22 protein-coding genes are annotated in these 19807 nt (G+C 56.7%); 9 read left to right on the top strand and 13 right to left on the bottom strand.

Annotation, left to right across the window (positions count from 1 at the left end):
- Nucleotides 1–169: 169 nt before the first annotated feature.
- On the bottom strand, nucleotides 170–1171 hold the full coding sequence (locus PSPTO_RS21090; RefSeq protein WP_161797783.1) for an AraC family transcriptional regulator: 1002 nt from the start codon (nucleotides 1169–1171) through the stop codon (nucleotides 170–172).
- Nucleotides 1172–1492: 321 nt separating this feature from the next.
- Between PSPTO_RS21090 and PSPTO_RS21085 the strand changes: the two genes are divergently transcribed.
- Both PSPTO_RS21085 and PSPTO_RS21080 read left to right on the top strand, forming a co-directional pair.
- Nucleotides 1493–2305 (top strand): SDR family NAD(P)-dependent oxidoreductase, encoded by an 813-nt coding sequence (locus tag PSPTO_RS21085; protein WP_046463536.1) that lies wholly within the window; start codon nucleotides 1493–1495, stop codon nucleotides 2303–2305.
- A gap of 54 nt (nucleotides 2306–2359) precedes the next feature.
- Nucleotides 2360–2653, top strand: coding sequence for a YciI family protein (locus PSPTO_RS21080; protein WP_005767500.1), 294 nt, complete (start codon nucleotides 2360–2362; stop codon nucleotides 2651–2653).
- Between the two features lie 69 nt (nucleotides 2654–2722).
- Here PSPTO_RS21080 and PSPTO_RS21075 read toward each other — a convergent pair whose 3' ends face one another.
- Complete coding sequence (locus PSPTO_RS21075) at nucleotides 2723–3481, bottom strand: SDR family oxidoreductase (protein WP_007245738.1); 759 nt, start codon at nucleotides 3479–3481, stop codon at nucleotides 2723–2725.
- 101 nt (nucleotides 3482–3582) lie between these two features.
- Here PSPTO_RS21075 and PSPTO_RS21070 point away from each other — a divergent pair, with 101 nt between their 5' ends.
- A complete protein-coding gene (locus PSPTO_RS21070; RefSeq protein ID WP_005767504.1) occupies nucleotides 3583–4191 on the top strand; it encodes a TetR/AcrR family transcriptional regulator in 609 nt (202 codons plus the stop codon).
- Nucleotides 4192–4236: 45 nt separating this feature from the next.
- Here PSPTO_RS21070 and dctA read toward each other — a convergent pair whose 3' ends face one another.
- Nucleotides 4237–5544, bottom strand: a complete 1308-nt coding sequence (dctA, locus tag PSPTO_RS21065) for a C4-dicarboxylate transporter DctA (RefSeq protein WP_011104856.1) — start codon at nucleotides 5542–5544, stop codon at nucleotides 4237–4239.
- Between the two features lie 102 nt (nucleotides 5545–5646).
- Nucleotides 5647–6816, bottom strand: a complete 1170-nt coding sequence (locus tag PSPTO_RS21060) for a mandelate racemase/muconate lactonizing enzyme family protein (RefSeq protein WP_005767507.1) — start codon at nucleotides 6814–6816, stop codon at nucleotides 5647–5649.
- A gap of 99 nt (nucleotides 6817–6915) precedes the next feature.
- Here PSPTO_RS21060 and PSPTO_RS21055 point away from each other — a divergent pair, with 99 nt between their 5' ends.
- Nucleotides 6916–7791: a LysR family transcriptional regulator gene (locus PSPTO_RS21055; protein ID WP_005767508.1), complete on the top strand. Its 876-nt coding sequence runs from the start codon at nucleotides 6916–6918 to the stop codon at nucleotides 7789–7791.
- 110 nt (nucleotides 7792–7901) lie between these two features.
- Nucleotides 7902–9326 (top strand): IS1182-like element ISPsy6 family transposase, encoded by a 1425-nt coding sequence (locus PSPTO_RS21050; protein ID WP_054082654.1) that lies wholly within the window; start codon nucleotides 7902–7904, stop codon nucleotides 9324–9326.
- A 126-nt stretch (nucleotides 9327–9452) separates the two neighbouring features.
- On the opposite strand, the gene fdxA is transcribed toward PSPTO_RS21050, so the two are convergent.
- The 9 genes from fdxA to PSPTO_RS21005 form a co-directional block, all read right to left on the bottom strand.
- On the bottom strand, nucleotides 9453–9776 hold the full coding sequence (gene fdxA / locus PSPTO_RS21045) for a ferredoxin FdxA (protein WP_005736188.1): 324 nt from the start codon (nucleotides 9774–9776) through the stop codon (nucleotides 9453–9455).
- 246 nt (nucleotides 9777–10022) lie between these two features.
- The gene (gene mutS / locus PSPTO_RS21040; protein ID WP_011104855.1) at nucleotides 10023–12590 is read right to left on the bottom strand and encodes a DNA mismatch repair protein MutS; all 2568 of its coding nucleotides are present in this window, start codon (nucleotides 12588–12590) and stop codon (nucleotides 10023–10025) included.
- Between the two features lie 50 nt (nucleotides 12591–12640).
- Nucleotides 12641–13618 (bottom strand): tyrosine-type recombinase/integrase, encoded by a 978-nt coding sequence (locus PSPTO_RS21035; RefSeq protein WP_011104854.1) that lies wholly within the window; start codon nucleotides 13616–13618, stop codon nucleotides 12641–12643.
- Nucleotides 13619–13629: 11 nt separating this feature from the next.
- Complete coding sequence (locus PSPTO_RS21030; protein WP_024671832.1) at nucleotides 13630–13824, bottom strand: DUF4224 domain-containing protein; 195 nt, start codon at nucleotides 13822–13824, stop codon at nucleotides 13630–13632.
- A gap of 36 nt (nucleotides 13825–13860) precedes the next feature.
- The gene (locus tag PSPTO_RS21025; protein WP_011104853.1) at nucleotides 13861–14448 is read right to left on the bottom strand and encodes a hypothetical protein; all 588 of its coding nucleotides are present in this window, start codon (nucleotides 14446–14448) and stop codon (nucleotides 13861–13863) included.
- Nucleotides 14449–14496: 48 nt separating this feature from the next.
- Nucleotides 14497–14691: a hypothetical protein gene (locus tag PSPTO_RS21020; protein WP_011104852.1), complete on the bottom strand. Its 195-nt coding sequence runs from the start codon at nucleotides 14689–14691 to the stop codon at nucleotides 14497–14499.
- Between the two features lie 208 nt (nucleotides 14692–14899).
- Nucleotides 14900–15967: a hypothetical protein gene (locus tag PSPTO_RS21015; protein WP_057443240.1), complete on the bottom strand. Its 1068-nt coding sequence runs from the start codon at nucleotides 15965–15967 to the stop codon at nucleotides 14900–14902.
- Between the two features lie 208 nt (nucleotides 15968–16175).
- The gene (locus tag PSPTO_RS21010) at nucleotides 16176–17042 is read right to left on the bottom strand and encodes a hypothetical protein (protein WP_011104849.1); all 867 of its coding nucleotides are present in this window, start codon (nucleotides 17040–17042) and stop codon (nucleotides 16176–16178) included.
- Nucleotides 17039–17614: a hypothetical protein gene (locus tag PSPTO_RS21005; RefSeq protein WP_011104848.1), complete on the bottom strand. Its 576-nt coding sequence runs from the start codon at nucleotides 17612–17614 to the stop codon at nucleotides 17039–17041. The genes PSPTO_RS21010 and PSPTO_RS21005 overlap by 4 nt, the downstream gene beginning before the upstream one ends.
- Nucleotides 17615–17700: 86 nt before the next feature.
- Here PSPTO_RS21005 and PSPTO_RS21000 point away from each other — a divergent pair, with 86 nt between their 5' ends.
- From PSPTO_RS21000 to PSPTO_RS20985, 4 genes are all read left to right on the top strand, one after another.
- A complete protein-coding gene (locus PSPTO_RS21000; RefSeq protein WP_226992704.1) occupies nucleotides 17701–18540 on the top strand; it encodes a phage tail tube protein in 840 nt (279 codons plus the stop codon).
- A 71-nt stretch (nucleotides 18541–18611) separates the two neighbouring features.
- Nucleotides 18612–19085 (top strand): hypothetical protein, encoded by a 474-nt coding sequence (locus tag PSPTO_RS20995; protein WP_046463589.1) that lies wholly within the window; start codon nucleotides 18612–18614, stop codon nucleotides 19083–19085.
- A 17-nt stretch (nucleotides 19086–19102) separates the two neighbouring features.
- On the top strand, nucleotides 19103–19354 hold the full coding sequence (locus tag PSPTO_RS20990; RefSeq protein ID WP_004418135.1) for a hypothetical protein: 252 nt from the start codon (nucleotides 19103–19105) through the stop codon (nucleotides 19352–19354).
- A 63-nt stretch (nucleotides 19355–19417) separates the two neighbouring features.
- On the top strand, nucleotides 19418–19780 hold the full coding sequence (locus PSPTO_RS20985) for a hypothetical protein (RefSeq protein WP_011104845.1): 363 nt from the start codon (nucleotides 19418–19420) through the stop codon (nucleotides 19778–19780).
- The last annotated feature ends 27 nt before the right edge of the window (nucleotides 19781–19807 follow it).

Below are 19807 nucleotides of genomic sequence, written 5' to 3'. Positions count from 1 at the left end.
ATGAAGTTTGCGGGTTTTTCTTGCGAGGTTGGAAATATATAAATATTTTCTGAAGACGGTAGCCAACTATTTTGCAGATTGACCTGCACGCCCGGTCATCGCTCAACTCGAACGCCTGCATACCGTCATCAGTCAATCAAAAACACAGTCCTGTATCAGCCGTGATGTTTTATTCGCCTGAACGCGCGGTCGATGGATGACGGGAGTTATCCATTTCAGCCCTCACCTTGCCCGGCGTACTGCCTGTCCATGACTGGAATGCGCGAGCAAAGGAATTGGCGTCCTCGAAGCCCAGAAGAAACGATATCTGCGCACTCGACATGGCTGTGCTGCGCAGGTAGTGGCGTGCCAGGGAATCGCGCAGCGTATCGAGCGTCTGCTGAAACGTCGTCCCTTCATCCTGCAACCTGCGCTGCAGAGTGCGGGTACTGACGCCCAGTTTTCGGCTGATCTGCTGCATCGATACCGCGCCTGCCGGTAAAGACTCAAGCAGCGCACTGCGTACCCGCTCGACCATTCCGGATGTCCTGTCCAGGTCAGACAATCGCTGTCGCAGACCGGGCTCGAAGAACAACCACATCTTGTGGTTTTCCGTCAGAAACGGGCGCTCTACGTCCGCCGCTGCAAATACCAGGCTGGCCTGTGGCGCGTGAGTCACGGGAATGCCGAAGTACGCTTGATAGGCCTGCAAGTCCGGGCCGGGCGTCGATGGCGACGGCCAGTTAACCTGCAAGGGCTGCACAGGACTGCGTGTCGCCAGTCTGGCCAATTGAACAAAAAACACGAGCTTGAATGCCAGAAACACAGTGGGCGGTTCGCAGGCGTCCAGAAAATCCATGGTGACGGTGGTGTGCGCTTTGGTCGGCACGACCCGAATGACCATGGGCGCGATCAACCTTACGTATTTGGCAATGCGCTCCAGGGCGTCGGCCATGTTGGCGCTGCACAGCGCGGCAAAAAGTTCTGGATCAAACCAGTCCGAAGACATGACCTTGGCAATTTGCAAAGGCGCCGGCAAGTCCGCATTGATGGATGCAGCCTCGGCTTCGATCGCCTCCCAAAGCTTGAAGAAGTGTGCCGAGTCCAGACGAACATTTTGTCGTGTGAACAAATCACCCGGCAATTGCGCGCGGCGCAAGACGGGCGCCGTCGCCAGTCCGGCATCCTGCATCAATACCCGCCATCCCGGCCAGACCGAGTAGTCCAGAGCCGAACTGCGTTTACCAGTAGGGGACATTCACTTCACTCATGGAAAGGTTCGGGTTCAATCAGCAAGGGCCCAGTTTAAGTCGCCAATCACGCCACGACAACGGCGGATGACGCCAGTTACGCCAGAACAAAATTGGCGCGTTTCGAGGTCAGGTTGGCGCGTTAGGCGAGTGCCAACTGTTCATTGGGCGAGCATTGTATGCATTGTCTGAGGTGCAGAGTTACCCAAGCACTTTCGAGAACAAGACAGGTTTGCGCCTTTCCTTCCACTCATGGTAGTCGTATGAAAAAGACAGTTTTAATTACAGGTGCTTCATCGGGCTTCGGGTTGCTGCTTGCTACTCATCTGCATCAACAAGGCTTCAACGTCGTGGGCACGAGTCGTTATCCTGAAAAATACGCGGGCAGCGTTCGGTTCAAACTACTGCGCCTGGACATCGATGACGATAGCTCTGTCCAGGCGTTCACTGACGAGCTTTTTAAACATATCACCCGATTGGACGTATTGGTCAATAACGCGGGCTATATGGTCACCGGCCTTGCCGAAGAGACACCGATAGAAACAGGTCGTCAGCAGTTCGAGACAAATTTCTGGGGCACGGTCAAAGTGACGAACGCCCTCTTGCCTTACATGCGTCGGCAGAAAAATGGGCAAATTATTACCGTCAGCTCGATGGTCGGGTTGATAGGGCCACCTAATCTGTCTTACTACGCGGCCTCCAAACACGCTGTGGAAGGCTACTTCAAGTCTTTGCGCTTTGAATTGAATCAATTCAATATCAATGTCAGCGTGATCGAACCCGGGTGGTTCAACACTAATTTGGGGAGCAATGCCCACTCGGCGACGGGCGGCAAGATCGCCGACTACGATCTTTACCGTAAAAAAGTAGACCTGGTCACCCAGAAGGGTATCGACGAGGCAGAATCACCAAAAGCCGTTGTGAACGCAATCGTCAACGTGATCGCTACAAAAAAACCACCGTTTAGCCATCCTGTTGCAAAAATGGCCGGAATGATCTTGTTCCTTCAGCACTATCTGCCGAGCGTTTTCGAGAACGCCATATTCAAAAGCATTGCCTCGGGCAAAAAGCTTTAAAGCGCCCATAACGTTCTGATTTTTAATAAGCACTCAAACAACGAGGCTTGACGCATGAAATATTACCTTTGCAAGTACATCCCGCCGCGTGCAGATTTTTTGACAACCCTGACGGCTGATGAGCGTCAGTGGATGAGTCAGCACGGCAGTTATCTGAATGAGTTGCTGGAGCAGGGATTGATCGTAGCCCACGGCCCGGTGATCGATCCGGCCGGAAGCTACGGTGTTTCGCTATATCAAATCGAGGATGATCAGGATATCGCGGCGATTACGTCTCAAGACCCTGTCGTGAAGAACGGATGCGGGCACTACGAACACTACGCAATGCTTCATCTGAAAGCGCGCTGATGATCTTGCCGTGGCTGCGATGCCATCTGCTGACAGCGATGGCATCAACGGCTACCGACGCGTTTAACGTCATTCTGCCGGCGGTTTGTATCCCGCAAGCATCTTCAACACCTCGCCATGTGAACCGTTTGCTTCAGCAAATCGCAAAGGCTTGGCGCGCTCCACGACAAGTTCTTGTGGGGTTGGGGAGATATCGAGCAGTTTGAAGATCTCATCCAGAAACGCTTCCAGCGGCATTGCGTGCTCGTCATTTTCCTGGCCAAGCAATGTGGTACGCACGCCCGGCGGTGCAAGCTCGATAACCTCGACCGGCGAGTCCGCCAGTTGCACCCGAAGGCTTTGAGTAAATGAGTGAACGGCCGCTTTGGTTGCGCTGTAGGTCGGTGTCGCAGGCAACGGAACGAATGCCAACGCCGAGCTGACATTAACGATTGTCGCGCTGGGCTGTTTGAGCAGATTCGGAGTAAATGCATACACCATGCGAATCGTGCCAAGCAGGTTGGTGGTCACGATATTTTCGGCGGTGCTCAGGTACTTCGCATCGGTCAGGTCCTCCCAGTGCATGATGCCCGCGTTGTTTATGAGAACGTTCAGATTCGGATGGCTGATCGCAAGCGCTTCGCTGCTGTGCTGGATGGAGTGTGGATCGGTGACGTCGAGCACTACTGATTCAATACCTGGATGTTCCGATACGATCTTGTCCAGCAGGGCCTTGCGACGACCCGCGATGATGACTTTATTGCCCGCCTTGTGAAGCCTGAGGGCCAGACCAAGGCCGATGCCTGAGGTGCCGCCGGTAACCAGAATCGTATTGCCAGTGCCGTTCATAGTAGACTCCAGAAATGATGCGTAAGCGGACAGGTGTCCACTTGCGGCAAATTACCGGACAACTGTCCGTTTAGCAATACGCACAAGGAAAATCGTTGCTCATGACTGACGAGTTGGTGATGCGTTCTGACGCCAGGAAAAACCGGGAACGGATACTGGAAGTCGCGGTGGTGGAGTTGACGGCTGATCCTGCGGTTGCGCTGAGCACAATTGCGAAGAAGGCCGGGGTAGGGCAGGGCACGTTTTATCGCCACTTCCCTACCCGAGAGAAACTGGTATTCGAGGTTTATCAGTTCGAAATGCAGCAAGTGGCTTCATTGGCAGAACAGCTGCTCGCCACCAAACCACCCAAAGACGCACTACGGGAGTGGATGGACTGCCTTGTTGAATATGCGATGACCAAGGCGGGTCTCGCCATCGCGATACGACAGGCTGCATCTGTGTATGAGTTTCCAGGGCAGACGGGATACGTGCCGGTTCAGGCGGCTGCCGAGCTGCTTTTAAGGGCTAATGAAAGAGCCGGAACAATCCGTAGCGGGATTACTGCCGACGACTTTTTTCTGGCCATCGCAGGTATATGGCAAGTGGATTCTCAAAGCCAATGGCGCTTGCGCATCGCCAGATTGATGAACCTGGTAATGGACGGCCTGTGTGCTGGCAGCCCCGAAAGCCTGAACAAAACGATTGGCGTTAAAACCGCAGACCCATAACCGGGCATGCGGTATTTGAACAACGTGCACGAGGCGCGTTTGAGATTACTTTTGCGCCAGCAGTGCCTTGCGCGCCTTTTTTTCATCTTTCATGGCGGCGATCTCACGCTCGCAGGCCTCGACATCGAACGAGTTGTCCCACTTGGCAATGGCGATGGTGCCGATGCCATTACCGATCAGGTTGGTCACGGCCCGCGCTTCGTTCAGGAACCGGTCGATGCCAAGAAGTAAAACGAGTCCTACCAGTGGAATGGAGTGGATGGTTGTAAGCGTTGCCGCCAGTGTTACAAACCCTGCACCCGCCACGCCCGCTGATCCTTTTGAAGTCAGCAGGAATACACCGAGCAGAATCATCTGATCCACAAAGGTCAGTGGTGTGTTGGTCGCCTGGGCGATAAAGATCGCGGCCATGGTGAGGTAGATGCAAGTGCCGTCCGCATTGAAGGTGTATCCCGTTGGCAACACCATGCCCACTACCGATTTTTTGCAGCCCAGTTTTTCAAGCTTCACCATCATTCGCGGCAGCACGGCTTCCGTCGAGCAGGTGCCAAGCGTGATGAGAATTTCATCCTTGAAGTAACTCAGGAATTGCATGAGCGGCATGCCCGACCATCTGGCAACCGTACCCAACACAACGACGATGAAAATCAGGGTTGTGACATAGAGGGCGACCAGTAATTGACCGAGTGACAGCAACGTACCAATTCCGTACTTGCCGATCGTGAATGCCATTCCTGCACCCGCACCCAGCGGGGCCAGGCGCATGACCATGGCGACGATCTTGAACAAGCCTTGCAGGAACAGATCGATGGTATTGATCAGCGGCTTGCTGGTTTCGCCCATTTGAACCAGAGCGACGCCCATCAACACCGAAAGCAGAATGACCTGCAACATGACGCCATTGGAGAACGCGCCCATGAACGTGTGCGGGATAATGTTGAGAAAGAAATCAACAGTGCCGCCTTGGTCACTGGCAGCCTGGCTGTACTTGCTGATAGCACTGCCATCAAGTGCGCTGACGTTGATATTCATCCCGACGCCAGGCTTCACAATGTTGACCACAACCAGACCGATCACCAGCGCAATGGTTGAAAGAATCTCGAAGTAGATCAGCGCTTTCACGCCAATCCGCCCGACCTCCTTGATGCTGCCCATCTTGGCGATACCGACAACTACCGTACCGAAAATGATGGGCGCCAACAGCATCTTGATCAGCTTGATGAAGCCATCGGCAAAGGGCTGGAGTTTGGCGCCGACATCGGGCACGAAGTAACCGATTGCTGCGCCGATCACGATGCCGATCAGCACTTGTACATACAGCTGGCCGTACCAGCGGGACCTGGAAGTTTTCACGCAAGCACCTCATTTTATTGTTGTGATGGGCAGGTGGCGTGGCGTCGTTGGGTGACGCCTGATTCTGCGGCCTCTTTCAGCGAGACCGCAGATAGAGATTGATCAGCCTTCGCCCAACTCGCGCATGACGGCGTACAACGCGGACTTGGCTTCGAAGCCGACACCTGGAATATCCGGCAGGCCGACATAACCGTTCTCGACCTTGATCCCGTCAGCAAAACCGCCGAAAGGCTGAAACACATCCGGGTAAGATTCGTTGCCGCCCAGGTGCAAGCCGGCTGCGATGTTCAGGGACATCTGGTGGCCACCATGCGGCACTACGCGGCGGGAAGACCAACCCATTTCTTCCATCACCTTCAAGGTGCGCATGTATTCCACAAGCCCGTAAGACAGCGCACAGTCGAATTGCAGGTAATCGCGATCAGGGCGCATGCCGCCGTGGCGCAGGAGGTTGCGCGCATCCTGGTGGGAGAACAGATTTTCCCCGGTCGCCATCGGCAGTTCATAGTGATTGGCAAGCTCGGCCTGCAACGCGTAGTCCAGTGGATCACCGACCTCTTCGTACCAGAAGAGGTTGTACTTCTTGATGGCTTCGGCGTAGGCAATACCGGTCTGAAGATCGAAACGACCATTGGCATCGACCGCCAGCCGACGACCGTCCCCAACCACTTCAAGCACCGCTTCGATGCGACGAATATCTTCGTCGAGTGGCACCGCACCGATCTTCATCTTGACGACGTCGTAGCCACGGTCCAGATAGCTCTGCATTTCTGCCTTGAGCTTGGTCTGGTCTTTGCCAGGGTAGTAGTAGCCACCTGCTGCGTAGACCCAGACCTTGTCGTCGGCCACGCCGTCGCGGTAGCGGTCAGCCAGCAGCCGGTACAAAGGTTTACCTTCAATCTTGGCGACAGCGTCCCACACCGCCATGTCGAGGGTGCCCACTGCAACCGAGCGCTCACCGTGGCCGCCGGGCTTCTCGTTGGTCATCAGGGCTTTCCAGATGGCGAATGGGTCCAGGTTGTTGTTTGCATGGTCGATGAGCGTGTCCGGGTCAGCTTCGGTAATACGCGCCAGGAAACGATCACGCATCAGCGCGCCCTGACCGTAGCGACCATTGGAGTTGAAACCGTAGCCGATAACAGGTTTGCCGTCGCGAATCACATCGGTAATGACCGCGACGACCGAGCAGGTCATTTTCGAAAAGTCGATGTAGGCGTTGGCAATCGGGGAGGCGATAGAAACCGTTTTTTCACGAATGTCTACGATGCGCATGAGGGGGGCCTCTTGTTGTTTGTGGCCCCACGTTAGGCGTTGCGACGCCACCCGCCCAATGCTATTAATGCCGCACCCTATGCACAGGAGGCATGGCCCTTGGAACTGGTTTGGCTTGAAGATCTTTCAGCGCTTGCGGAGTACGGCAGCTTTGTTCGTGCCGCGCAGGCACGCCATGTCACCCAGCCGGCCTTCAGCCGCAGAGTTCGGTCACTGGAGAACTGGATGGGGGTTGCGCTATTTGTCCGCACACCTCAAGGCGCAACCCTCACCGAGGCCGGAAGGCAGATCTTGCCCAGCGCCCAGGAAGCCGCTCGACACTTGTACCGGATGCGCAGTGAGGCCCAGGAAGTTGCTGGCGTGGCAGCCAAGTCACTCAACTTCGCGGCAACCCACTCGCTGTCGTTCACCTTCTTCCCCAAGTGGCTGCGAAGCTCGGAAAGCGGAGCGCTTATCGAAGCCGTGCAGTTGCATTCCGACAGCATGGCGGTCTGCGAGCAAATGCTGATACATGGCCAAGTGCAGTTTTTGCTCTGCCACCGCCACCCCGACGTACCGCCTTTACTGGCCCCGGATCAGTTCATCAGCAAGAAGGTGGGCGAGGACGTTCTCGTACCGCTTGCAAGCGCTTCCACCCACTTCGGCACCTCACCTGCGGCATTGCCCTACCTCGCTTACACCCATGAATCCGGACTGGGACGCATCGTCGCCCACAGGTTGCGTGGCAAGGAAGATTACCTTCACCTCAAGCCCCTGTTCAGCAGCCACCTTGCGGCGGTACTCATGTCCATGGCCCTGGAAAGTAAGGGCGTGGCGTGGCTACCCAAGAGCCTCACCGAACAGGAAGTTCAGGACGGGCGTTTGGTCAGAGCGCTCGATGAGAGCTGGGACATACCGCTGGAGATTCATTTGACCAGGCCGAAGGCAGTGCTTAGTCAGTCTGCGGAAGAGTTTTGGGGGAGGGCGGGGTGGTGATCTGCTCAAAGTACAAGAAAAGGCCCATAACAGACTGTGTGAAAACCTAGCAATCTGCGCAGCGCTCAAAGAAAATGCTCCGTATCGAAAGATACAGAGCATTTTTCGTTATGGCCTACATCCAAGGTGAGTCCCGCAGCCAGACCAGCCTATTCCCGGTCTCGCTGGAAGAGTTGATCCCCGAGGATCACCTCGTTCGTGTCATTGACCTGTACGTTGCCAAGCTCGATCTGGTGCAACTGGGCTTCGATAAAGCGATTCCAAAAAGCACGGGGCGCCCTGCTTATGATCCCGCCGATCAGCTAAAACTCTACCTCTACGGCTATTTTCAGCGGATTCGCTCATCGCGACGTCTTGAAGCCGAGTGTCAGCGCAACATCGAAGTGATGTGGCTGATCAACCGGCTCAAGCCCGACTTCAAGACCATCGCCGACTTTCGCAAGAACAATAAACCCGCCTTCATCGCGACCTGCCGTGCTTTCGTTCGATTTTGTCGCACAGCAGGCTTGATCGCCGGTGAATTGGTGGCCATCGACGGCAGCAAGTTTCAGGCGGTCGCCTCCTCACGGCGTCATGTGAATTTGAAGCAGCTCAAGCGCCAGGAAGAAAAACTGGATAAGCGCATCGCTCAGTATCTGGCCGAGCTGGATGAGGCCGACAAGGCTGAAACCACAGATTCAATTGATCGCAGCGCAATCAAAGCAGCACTGGCACAGCTTGAGGCTCGACAACAGGATAATCAGAGTTGCCAGGCACTGATGCGTTCGATGGGCATCGAGCAGTTCAACACTCATGAAAGCGATGCCCGAATGATGCGCACGGCCAAAGGGCCACGTGTGGCCTACAACGTGCAAACCGTCGTGGACGCCGAGCATTGCCTGATTTTGCATCATGAGGTCACCCAGGATGGCGATGACCGAAAGCAACTGGAGCCGATGGCCAAGGCCGCCAAAGCAGAGTTACAGCAAGATGAGCTGACGGTCACTGCCGATGCCGGCTACTCCAATGGCAAGCAGTTTCAGGCCTGCGAGGATGCTTCGATTACGGCCTATGTACCGCCCAATCGTTCGAAAAACCCTGGCAGTCATGAAGAGCAGCTCTTTGAGCGAAAAGACTTTATCTATGAGGCCGGACACGATCGTTTCCAGTGTCCGGCAGGCAAATGGTTAACGCTAAAACAGCACAACAAAGGTGATCGGATCTATCAGGCTGAGGTCGATGACTGCGCCAACTGCGCGCTGAAAACGCAATGCACTCGAGCCCAGCGCCGTTATGTCTCACGACATGCCCATGAAGAGGCTTTCGAGCGGATGGAGCAAAGAATGCAGGCGCATCCTGAGATGATGGCCAACCGAAGATCCATCGTTGAGCACCCCTTCGGCAACCTCAAGCAATGGCTATTTGGTAATGGCCGTTTCTTGCTGCGACAACTGGAGGGGACAAAAGCTGAAATGGCCTTGGCGGTGAATGCTTATAACCTGAAACGAGCGATTAAAGTGCTCGGTGTGCGCCATCTGATGGCTTTGATGGGCTGAGCGGTCATTTTTTCGTCTGCTGCCAATACAAAACAAAACGCCCCGAACAAGTCGGGGCGTTTGCTTGGGCCTTCATCAGTGTGTTTTCACACAGTCTGTTGAAAGGGCCTTTTGTCTGTCTGGAGATCAGCGTTCCAGATGTTCGATCTTGCCTTTCTTGCCATCCCAGTCGGCAGCATCGGGCATACCGTCTTTCTTCTCGGTGATGTTGGGCCACACCTCGGCAAGTTCGGCGTTGAGCTCGATGAAATTTTCCATACCGGCCGGGATCTCGTCTTCCGAGAAAATGGCGACGGCAGGGCATTCAGGCTCGCAGAGCGCGCAGTCGATGCATTCGTCCGGGTGAATCACCAGGAAGTTGGGGCCTTCGTAAAAGCAGTCCACCGGACAGACTTCTACGCAGTCGGTGTACTTGCACTTGATGCAGTTGTCGGTGACGACGAAGGTCATTTCTAATTTTCTCCTCAGGCGGCTGCGGCAGAGCCCTTCCAGACAGGGTTGCCAGGTTCGGGAGGTTTCCCGGCCCTATGAAAACACGTGCTTTTGGTGGGTGACCTTGAGGCAGTCGGACTGCGTCGCCTGCCACCTACCCTTGGTTCGCTGCGTTTTCACGCGGCTCGAAAAACAGCCCGGCCAGGCTAAAAGCCGAGAGCATCCCAAACCGCGCGGGATTCTAACAGTATGTAACGCTTCGCGTCACAGGCGAGTTTGCAATGTATAGAGCAAATCCAGCGCTTGTCGCGGGGTCATGTCGTCGACCTTGATCTTCGACAGTTCATCGAGTACCGGGTGCGGCAGGCTTGCGAACATATCGCTCTGTTGCGGGATCGCAGGTTTGCCGGGTTTCGCGCGCGGTTGTTCGTGCGGCAGGCTGGTGGTTTCCAGGCGCTGCAAGTGCTCTTTGGCGCGCGTGATGACTTTCCCCGGAACGCCCGCAAGCTGCGCAACCGCCAGGCCGTAGCTCTGGCTGGCCGGCCCCGGCAGTACTCTGTGCAGGAACACGATTCGCTCGTTATGCTCGGTGGCATTGAGGTGCACGTTGTTCACCAGCGGCTCGCTTTCCGGCAAAACCGTCAGCTCGAAATAGTGCGTCGCGAACAGCGTGTAGGCACGCAGTTGCGCCAGGCATTCCGCCGCCGCCCAGGCCAGCGACAGACCGTCGAAGGTGCTGGTGCCGCGCCCGACTTCATCCATCAGCACCAGGCTTTTATCGGTGGCGTTGTGCAGGATGTTGGCTGTTTCGCTCATTTCCACCATGAACGTCGAGCGTCCGCCGGCCAGATCGTCACTGGAGCCGATGCGGGTGAAGATCCGGTCAACCAGCGACAGCTCGCAGCTGGCGGCGGGCACGAAGCTGCCTATATGGGCCAGCAGGACGATCAGCGCCGTCTGGCGCATGTAAGTGGATTTACCGCCCATGTTCGGGCCGGTGATGATCAGCATGCGCGTGCTGTCGTCCAGTGCCAGATCGTTGGCCACGAAAGGCGTGCTCAGCACCTGCTCGACGACAGGGTGGCGGCCCTGTTCGATGCGCATGCACGGCTCGGCGACGAAGCGCGGGCAGTTGAGGTCCAGATTCAGCGCGCGCTCTGCAAGGTTGCTCAGTACGTCCAGCTCGGCCAGTGCAGCCGCGGTGTCCTGCAGCGGCGCAAGGTGGCCGATCAGGTCTTCGAGCAACGTCTCGTAAAGCATCTTCTCGCGAGCCAGTGCGCGACTTTTTGCTGACAGCGCCTTGTCCTCGAACTCTTTGAGTTCCGGCGTAATAAAGCGCTCGGCCCCCTTGAGGGTCTGGCGGCGAATGTAGTCGGCGGGCGCCTGTTCGGCCTGTTTGCTCGGCAGCTCGATGAAGTAGCCATGCACGCGGTTGTAGCCGACTTTCAGATGGCTCAGTCCGGTCCGGGCTTTTTCCCGGGCTTCCAGATCAATCAGGAACTGACCGGCGTTTTCGCTCAGCGATTGCAGCTCGTCCAGCTCGGCGTCATAGCCGGTCTTCAGCACGCCGCCGTCACGAATCACGGCAGGCGGGTTATCGTTGATCGCGCGTTGCAGCAGGTCAGCCAGTTCCGGGTAGGTACTGGCGGTCTGTGCAAGTTGCTGCAAGTGCGGCGCATCAAGGTCAGTCATCGCCTGTTGCAACTCAGGCAGTGCACTCAGGGCGTCGCGCAGACGGGCAAGATCCCGTGGCCGAGCGTTGCGTAGACCGATCCGCGCCAGAATCCGCTCGATATCGCCTATTTCCTTGAGTTGCGGTTGCAGGTTCTCGAAGCGATAGCGTTCCAGAAAGCAAGTGATGGACGTCTGACGAGCCTGAAGAATGCTCAGGTCGCGCAGCGGACGATTCAGCCAGCGGGTCAGCAGTCGCGTGCCCATCGCGGTCTGGCAACGGTCCATGACCGATTGCAGCGTGTTATCGCGGCCACCGGACAGGTTGGTGTCTAGCTCCAGGTTGCGACGGCTGGCAGCATCAAGGATCACCGTGTCGTCGAGACGCTCGTGACGCAGGCTGCGCAAATGCGGCAGGGCAGTGCGCTGGGTTTCTTTGGCGTAACCGAGCAGGCAGCCGGCAGCGCCAATGGCCAGCGTCAGGGTTTCGCAGCCAAAGCCTTTCAGGTCTTGGGTTGAAAATTGCTGACACAGACTTTTATGGGCCGAATCACGCTCGAAATCCCATGGCGCGCGACGCCGTGCACCGCGACGTTTTTCAGCGGGCAAACCTTGCGGCCAGTCATCCGGGATCAACAGCTCGACCGGATTGATGCGCTCAAGCTCGGCCAGCAGGTTCTCCCAGCCTTTGATCTCCAGCACGCTGAAGTTGCCGCTGGTGATGTCCAGCACAGCCAGGCCGAACAGGCGTTCGTCACCGAGGACGGCAGCGATCAGGTTGTCTCGACGCTCATCCAGCAAGGCTTCATCGCTGATGGTGCCGGGCGTAATGATGCGTACGACCTGACGATCCACCGGGCCTTTGCTGGTGGCCGGGTCGCCGATCTGTTCGCAGATGACCACCGACTCGCCCAGCTTCACCAGCTTGGCCAGGTAGCCCTCGGCCGCGTGATAGGGAATCCCGCACATGGGGATGCTTTGCCCGGCCGACTGGCCGCGGGCGGTCAGAGTGATGTCCAGCAGCTTGGCGGCTTTTTTGGCGTCTTCGTAGAAGATTTCATAGAAATCGCCCATGCGATAAAACATCAGTTGATCCAGGTGCTGGTTTTTGAGTTTCCAGTACTGCTGCATCATGGGTGTATGTTGGGAAAGGTCGGTCATTCAAGGCCTTGCAGCTATGCGTCTATTAGACAATTGCGATTTGTCTAATTCTACAGGCTTTTTTTAGGCATTGTGGGAGGCTGGGCTATATCGATTTCCCTCAAGCGCAGATAGCGTTTTGTCATCTTGGCGTCGGTGTGGCCACCCAGCATCTGAGCGTTGTTGCCTTGCCGATCAGTGTCGGTGAGAGACTTCGCGCGCAGGTCGTGGATGGTTGCACCTTTGACACCTGCCGCTTTACAAGCAGCTCGGAATCCCATCTTGCATGTGTCGTAGGAGACCGGCTTACCACCGGATCGGGCACAGAATAGCGTTGCCCCTCTGACCTTTCGAGGCAGAGCATGCACCCGATCCAGAAGGGCTTTTAGGTCTGGGCTCATGGCGACTATCAGCTTAGCTCCGGTCTTCTGTTGTTCAAAGGCTATGCCAACATCAGAAATATCGGACAGCTTGATGTTGAGCACGTCACTGATGCGCTGCCCTGTCAGGAAGCACATTTCCCAAATCACGCTCATGTACTCCGATGAGGCCGCACAGATTGCGGCGAACTCCGCATCGCTGATGTATCGGTCTCGCTTCTTTTCCGCGTGCCGGCGTATGCCGGTGCAAGGATTGGAATCGACGATCTGCCTTTCGAGGGCATAGGCAAAGACCATTCTCAGAAACGATATGACGCGGTTGGCCATGTTCGGCGTGTCGGCCATGTGTAGCTTAAGCGCTGCCACATGGCGCGGCAGAACCTGGCGGGGCTCGAACTCTTCAAGATACGTCTTGAGCCTCACCGAAGCCGCTTCGTACTGTTTGATTGTATTTTCTGAGAGCCTTCGACGCATCGCGTCCAGCGCTTCATCGATAAGCAAAGACATCCCGCCGTTGCTTTTCCCGCCAACTATCTTCGCGTAAGCCAGCAGCGCCTCCTGAAAGTCGCTGCCGAGCCGTTCCCACTTCCCCTTCCGTACCAGGTAATACGCGCCGTGCTTGAGGTACATGCACGGCGGCAGGTGCCTGTCCTTCTTTCTCGGCCTCATGGCTCACTTCCTCATCCAAGCCTCAGCTCTGGGCCTTTCCTTTCTGCGATTCCGCCCAAGCGAGCAACAACAACTTGCCTGAGCACCTTTGGTTTTCCATCTGCACCAATCAGATAGCCGAAGCGTTCCGCTTGCAGCCATTTGAGTTGGTCTTTGGGCCTGACGTAGCCAGTCATGTCGGCTACTTCATCCGGCGTCATGAACATGGTTCGACTCCAGGCCGCGCTGGGCGGCGGAAGGGGTTATTCGGCGGTAGCCCGCTCGGATTTGATTTCCGCAATGAACTTGGGGGGAAGACGCGCGACATACTGACCTTGAGACCAAGACAAAGGGCCGGACTTGCGGATCATCTCGTTAACTAGGTCGAATGCAGCGATCAACTGATCGTCGTTTAGCTCACCGTCTTCTGGAAGGTCGTCGCAGAAGTAATCTGCCGGGTCGATTTCGCGGGGCATATTCGGCTCGCATATGCAGAGTCGAACGTTTTCAGGATCTTCTTCGCACTCAAGCAGGTAATCCCGGAGTGAGTCCGCATCAAAGAAATATGTGTCGTGGTCGTATATCGCCAGCGGCTCGTCCGCCCAGTCTTTAACTTCCATTTTCAAGAAGCGCTCATCCATGCGCTCTTCTCGACAGACTTTGCAATATCCATTCGTTTCGTGGATCGGGTGTGCTGGATTGTTTTTGCAGTGCCTGTGGGTCGAGCCGCAGTAGCGGGCCTGATCTTCGTCCTGACCCCAGAACTGCCCATTTGAATCGACCCAGCCGCTGACGGTCTGAAAGCTGGCCGCTTCAGGGGAGTTGAACATCACAACTTTTTCATTGCGCATAGCGATTCTCCGCCCGCCGATCACCGGCAGGCCCTGTAGGGAAGGGGGTTATGGGTATTGGCGGGAGATTCGGTCGGCGATGCCTTCGAGTTTCTCTGCCATGTAACTCATGTCGTTGTTGTCGCGGCGGGAGACGACAGGAGAGCGGGCGACATTGCGGCCCTCCAGGATTCTGGCTGCGATGCGGATCATCCCGGCCTCCAGCTTTCTGCGCAGACAGCCTTTGCGAATCAAATCTCTCATGCCGTCTCCCTGCCGAGCTGCCACCAGAACCATGCACTCGAAACCTTCGGCACGCTGTAGCTATCGCCCTGGCGGCATAGGTTGACGAACGAAACTGGTAGGCTGTTTGAGTCTGCGTAGACCTGTTCGAATTGCGATCTGCTGTCCATGGGCAACACTCCGCCATACCGCACACGCGGCTGACATTGAATTGATTGAGAGGGGGTGGTTAATGCGGGGTGTTCAGCGACGCTTCGGCAATCAGAACATAACGACCACCACACTTCGGGCAAGCTGCTGCCATGCAGTTTTCGTCGCCGCAGCCTGGACACTTGTCTTCTGCCTGATGTCCACCCGACCAATCACAGCTATGGCAGGCGCTCCCGGACGATTCGTCGTTGATGCCGACGTGATTACACTCGCGGCATTCGCGGGCCTCAGCGCGTAGCACCACCTTCGCCGTGACGGGCTGGGCTTGGCGGTAGAGCGTGCGCGTCAGCCATCCACTTGCACGGGCCGACGCCAAAGAGCTTTCGTTTCCGTCGCACCATGAAATGCCGTCGTCATCGCTCCATTGACCTACTGGATCGCCCTGCTGATCGGCCGCAAAGCTTGCGCAAGGATGTTTGTCATCGCGACTGTTACGCGCCACGCGCACGAACAGGTGAGCATTCCACGAGCCTGATATCTGCTCGAAAGTTTTCAACGCGGCCTGTCTGGAGCCGCAACCAGCGAACATCAAAGCTTCACGATCCGCGTCATCGAACACAATCATGTGCGGGCATTCTTCAGGGATGGAGAGTGATGCGCCCCGCTGATCTGCTGGCTGGGCGTGGTGTAGGTCGCGCTCGGCACGACGGACGCGAGAGACCAACCCCTGAACGCTGTAATAGAGCAGATACATAAACTGGCGATCAGTCGGACTTACGCTGCGTCCGTTCCAAGGCGTGTAGCCCATGCGCAACCACTGCCCCAGCTCGGACATCAGCTCGTCGCTTATGGGTTTGACGCCTTGGCGGTCGAATGATCCGCCGTTGCCCATCACCCAAGGCCCCTCAGGGCTTTCCGCAATCAAGGCATGCCAGCGTTCGATATCCTTCTCTGTTGCGCGAGGCGGCTCGCCCTGCCGATCGGCGGGCTGGGCGTCGATAATCTGCCTGTTTAGTGCAAAGGCTACAGCGGCACACCAATTGGTAGTCCCGGATAGATATCTATCCGGGTGATCGTCGGCGTACTCGACAGCCTTGAAGACCTGAGCCATCGACACACGCACGTCGTTCGGTTTGTTTGCGGTCATGGCTTTACCTCGACTTTATAGGCCTCTACATAACGAATACGAGAAATGTGCTCACGACCTTTCCAGTTTCGCTCTCCGAACACCAAAACTTTGACGCGGCCATCCGGCATATTTTTTATAACGTGGCAGGGCATGTAGTAGTACCTAGTCCATTTACAGCAATGAACACACGAAAGCCTGTGCGTGGCATTCTCCGCCGTGAGCTGTCTCATACCTGCTCGCTCCCGGCTGGCTTGGACAGGGCGGCGTCAGCATCGAACATTGCGTAGTAAAGTCGATGGTGAATAGCGCAACTAGGGTCCTCGTGGTCATCGCCGCCATGCTCCTCCACGCTGTCAATGCACGGCGAGTAGCTGCTGGCGATCTGCTGACAGCCATGCGCCACGTCTCGCAGCTTTCTGAAAGCCTTTTCCAGCTCATCACACCGCGCCTGGAGCTGGTCGCGCTCATCGAGTGCTGCGTTGTAAAGACCCTCAAAAGATTCTTCTTTCAGTTGCTCAATCATTGATTCCTGAGCCATTGTTGTTTCAGATAATGTCTCCGCCTCGGCCTTGAGCTGGTCGCGCTCTTTCTTGTAATCGTTCATGTGCTGAACAATCAAAGCGCCTCCTGCGCGCAAGTGCTCAATCTCGGCCTGTAGCGGGACGAGGTGAGCGCTGATCCGGCTAACGGCGCGATCAATTCCCGCCTGGATAAACGGTGGTGGAGGCTCGTTTGCCGGCGGGCTCGTACTAGTCACTGCCGCTATCATGCCCATCAACGCCTCGGTCACGATCCGTTGCAGATCGAGACCAGCCGGAACGCCGCCGAGCGCTGGCGGTTGAGGGGCTTCGGACTTGCCGCTTCCACTGCATTCGGAGCAAGCACTTGAATATCCAGATGACTGAATTTCTCCAGTACCTGAGCAGTTCAAGCAGGGGTTATCCTTTTCTGCGTTGGCCATGCGGACTGCCTCTAACAGGTCGTCCGCAGCGTTAGTTTCGGCACTAGGGCCGTTGTGGTGAACGTGCAGCCAGTGAGCTGCCTGCTCAAGAACTTCACGACGAACCGGAACCATCTTGAATTCGCTGCTCATGATTTTTCCCCAATGTATTCACGCCAAGCGACTTTCACGCCGTTGACCAGAAAGCCCCAGTCGCCTTTCCAGCGGCTGGTGATGAAGAGCGTGTACACGCCGCCGGGCGACACTTCGTCGATGCGGTGGTATTCGCCGTGGTTGAGCTGGGCGGTGTCGCCAGCTATTCGATAGCGATTCACCAGTGCTTTAATTTCATTGCCGGGCACCCAGCGCAGATCCACGTCTTTATTGAGGAAATCTGCGAACTGGTGCGGCTCGAGCCTTTCCTCGGCGTACCAGCCCCGCAGGATCACCGTGCGCGCGTTCCACGGATGGTCGTGCAGGTCTCGGTCAGCGTCGGGCCGCATGATGTGGTGAATTCGAATTGACCACGGCGACCACTTGAACCGACGTTCGCGTGTCTCGTTGTCGTATGGGTTGAACAGCCACCAGCGGCCCATGTACACCTCTCGGCCATCAGCTGACCGGATGTGCAGGTATGGGGTGCGCTGGGCGCGGGTGATGAGCCAGGCAGCGATTGCCGGCCGCGCGAGTACCTTGGCGAGCAGCTGCCAGAAGAGATTGATCATGCTGCCACCTGATGTTGAGCTGATGTGCGCCACGGGTCGTTCGCTCGAGCGAGCGCTGCCATACCCCCACCGGCACCTGGGACACGCTGCGCCTGACCGGTAACGCGCTGACCCCGACCGTCAACACCGAAGTCAGTGACGAGATCACCGACACCCGCCTGAGCCAAGGCTCTGTGGCCACCAGCATCGATATCGGCGGCGATCTTTCGGCCGAGTTCTCGTTCGGCTCGTTCGATCAGCTCTTGGAGGCCGCTTTCTACGGCGCCTGGACGAACGACGTGCTGCGTGTGGGCGATACTCGCAACACCTTCAGCATCGCCAAAGGTTACAACGACATCGGCGTCTACGGCGTCTTCAAGGGCGCTCACGTGTCCACCTTCGCGCTGGAGATTCCAGAAGAAGGCAAGGTCACCGCCACGTTCAACATGGCATGCCTGGACTACACCGACAGCGAGACGCCGATTGTCGTCACGCCGAACGCGCCGACCACCACACCGTTCCTGTCGAACAACAGTGTCGGCACGATTCTGGTGAATGGCCAGTCGCTCGAAGACGTGGCCTGCGTCTCGGCCATGACCATCAACCTGGATAACAGTCTGCAGACTCAGCGCTGCCTGGGCTCCGATCGACTCGGCCCAGGCGCCCACATCGCCACCGAAGCGGCCATCACCGGCAGCATCACCCTGGCATGGTCCAAGCGCGCGTGGCAGATCTGGAAGAACACGTTCACCCGACTGCCGATCGCGGTCGAGTTCCCCATCACCGACTCGCTGGGCAACAAGTACACGTTCAACTTCCCGGCCGTGGAAGTGGATGGCGAACTGCCGAGCGGCGGCAAGCGCGACCTGATCCAGATCGAGCTGAACTACACCGTGGCCAAGCAGAGCCCGACCATCACCCGTGACGCTGCTGACCCAGCACCGTAAACCCTTTTGACCGCTCCGGTGATAACGCCTGCCGGGGCGGTCCTTTTATGGCGTGGCGTTGAGGTTGCATCATGGCTCTCAAGCTGAAGAACAAAGAAGTGGTAGACACTGCTGCGAAGTGGTTCGATTTCGACGCAGACACCAAAGTGCTCATCGCTCCAGTCGATAGCCCGGAATACCAGGTAGCCATTGAGCGCATGCAGCGACGCATCTGGCGCAATGACGCTGTGTTCGCCGAAGGCAGCGTGGGCGTGCTGGAGGGCGAGGTAAGCGAAAAGCGCAACCACTGCATGGTTCTCGCGAAATACATCGTCAAGGACTGGCAGGGCGCTCAGGATCATGACGGCAACGCGCTGCCTTACGACGAGGCGATTGGCGTGTCCATGCTCGAAAGCGACCTTGAATTCTTCCTGTTCGTGATCCGCTCTGCCGAGTCCTTTGCCAAGCAGGTTCAGGAAGAGCGCAAGGAAACGCTGGAAAAGCCGTCGCCCGCTTCCAGTGGGAAAGCGAGTGGGCAGGGCCGGAAGCCGCAAAGCGCAAGCTGATATTTGGTAAGTTCGGCATGGATGTGCCGGACGAGCCCCCGCAAGATCCAATCACGGCGTACCTGCTGAACACTTTCCGCAACGTATGCCGGGGGCGGCGCTACATCTCAGGCATGGGCGGCGTTTTCCCAATGCCGCTGTCTGCGCGCGAGATCACTGACTGGATCGAATCGCATCCGTCACCGATCCACCGTGAAGAGATAGACCTTGTTCTATTCGAGCTCGATCGCCTGTTCATGGATCAGGGCGACGAGGAAGAAGAGGATTAACGGTCGTTCGCCGTTGCGCCCGATGCTGGTAGATTGACGCCATTATCAGGGAGTAATGATTTTATGAAAAAATCTATAGCTGCGGCGTCTGTAATTACCTTGCTATTCAGTTTTAGTGCCAGCGCCAAGCCAGGACAAGCAGAGATGGAGGCTGCAGCTTTGATGGCATTCAATGCTGCAGAAATGTGCCATAACCAGCACGGTCTCTATCTCAGCGCAGCTGAAGCTCACCGAAACGGCCACACCGACCAGAAGATAAAAGACGTCAGCGGTGCCTCGCCAGGCTCAGCTGCTGAGGCGGCGATTAATCGTGCGCTTTCCGATGCAAATACAGGCAGCAACACTTCTGACCAAATGTATGACCAGTGCATGAAAAAGAGTAGGGATGAAGTTTACCGCTTGATAGAAGGCGGAAAGGCTGCCTGACCTAAAGAATCCATCACGACCCGCTAC

It is taken from the genome of Pseudomonas syringae pv. tomato str. DC3000 (genome assembly GCF_000007805.1).
GTDB classification, from domain to species: domain Bacteria; phylum Pseudomonadota; class Gammaproteobacteria; order Pseudomonadales; family Pseudomonadaceae; genus Aquipseudomonas; species Aquipseudomonas avellanae.
The sequence above is the reverse complement of the archived record's forward strand: the minus strand, read 5'-3'. Positions and strand labels throughout refer to the sequence as shown.

Bases quoted from the DNA above. Each gene is read 5' to 3' on its own strand.
- PSPTO_RS21085 (WP_046463536.1), top strand. From the start codon at position 1,493: ATGAAAAAGACAGTTTTAATTACAGGTGCTTCATCGGGCTTCGGGTTG.
- PSPTO_RS21015 (WP_057443240.1), bottom strand. From the start codon at position 15,967: ATGACCGCAAACAAACCGAACGACGTGCGTGTGTCGATGGCTCAGGTC.
- PSPTO_RS21050 (WP_054082654.1), top strand. From the start codon at position 7,902: ATGGCCTACATCCAAGGTGAGTCCCGCAGCCAGACCAGCCTATTCCCG.
- PSPTO_RS21080 (WP_005767500.1), top strand. From the start codon at position 2,360: ATGAAATATTACCTTTGCAAGTACATCCCGCCGCGTGCAGATTTTTTG.
- PSPTO_RS21070 (WP_005767504.1), top strand. From the start codon at position 3,583: ATGACTGACGAGTTGGTGATGCGTTCTGACGCCAGGAAAAACCGGGAA.
- PSPTO_RS21010 (WP_011104849.1), bottom strand. From the start codon at position 17,042: ATGAGCAGCGAATTCAAGATGGTTCCGGTTCGTCGTGAAGTTCTTGAG.
- PSPTO_RS21025 (WP_011104853.1), bottom strand. From the start codon at position 14,448: ATGCGCAATGAAAAAGTTGTGATGTTCAACTCCCCTGAAGCGGCCAGC.
- mutS (WP_011104855.1), bottom strand. From the start codon at position 12,590: ATGACCGACCTTTCCCAACATACACCCATGATGCAGCAGTACTGGAAA.
- PSPTO_RS21020 (WP_011104852.1), bottom strand. From the start codon at position 14,691: ATGAGAGATTTGATTCGCAAAGGCTGTCTGCGCAGAAAGCTGGAGGCC.
- PSPTO_RS20995 (WP_046463589.1), top strand. From the start codon at position 18,612: ATGGCTCTCAAGCTGAAGAACAAAGAAGTGGTAGACACTGCTGCGAAG.
- PSPTO_RS21090 (WP_161797783.1), bottom strand. From the start codon at position 1,171: ATGCAGGATGCCGGACTGGCGACGGCGCCCGTCTTGCGCCGCGCGCAA.
- PSPTO_RS20990 (WP_004418135.1), top strand. From the start codon at position 19,103: ATGGATGTGCCGGACGAGCCCCCGCAAGATCCAATCACGGCGTACCTG.
- PSPTO_RS21030 (WP_024671832.1), bottom strand. From the start codon at position 13,824: ATGTTCATGACGCCGGATGAAGTAGCCGACATGACTGGCTACGTCAGG.
- PSPTO_RS21075 (WP_007245738.1), bottom strand. From the start codon at position 3,481: ATGAACGGCACTGGCAATACGATTCTGGTTACCGGCGGCACCTCAGGC.
- PSPTO_RS21060 (WP_005767507.1), bottom strand. From the start codon at position 6,816: ATGCGCATCGTAGACATTCGTGAAAAAACGGTTTCTATCGCCTCCCCG.
- PSPTO_RS21035 (WP_011104854.1), bottom strand. From the start codon at position 13,618: ATGAGGCCGAGAAAGAAGGACAGGCACCTGCCGCCGTGCATGTACCTC.
- PSPTO_RS20985 (WP_011104845.1), top strand. From the start codon at position 19,418: ATGAAAAAATCTATAGCTGCGGCGTCTGTAATTACCTTGCTATTCAGT.
- PSPTO_RS21005 (WP_011104848.1), bottom strand. From the start codon at position 17,614: ATGATCAATCTCTTCTGGCAGCTGCTCGCCAAGGTACTCGCGCGGCCG.
- fdxA (WP_005736188.1), bottom strand. From the start codon at position 9,776: ATGACCTTCGTCGTCACCGACAACTGCATCAAGTGCAAGTACACCGAC.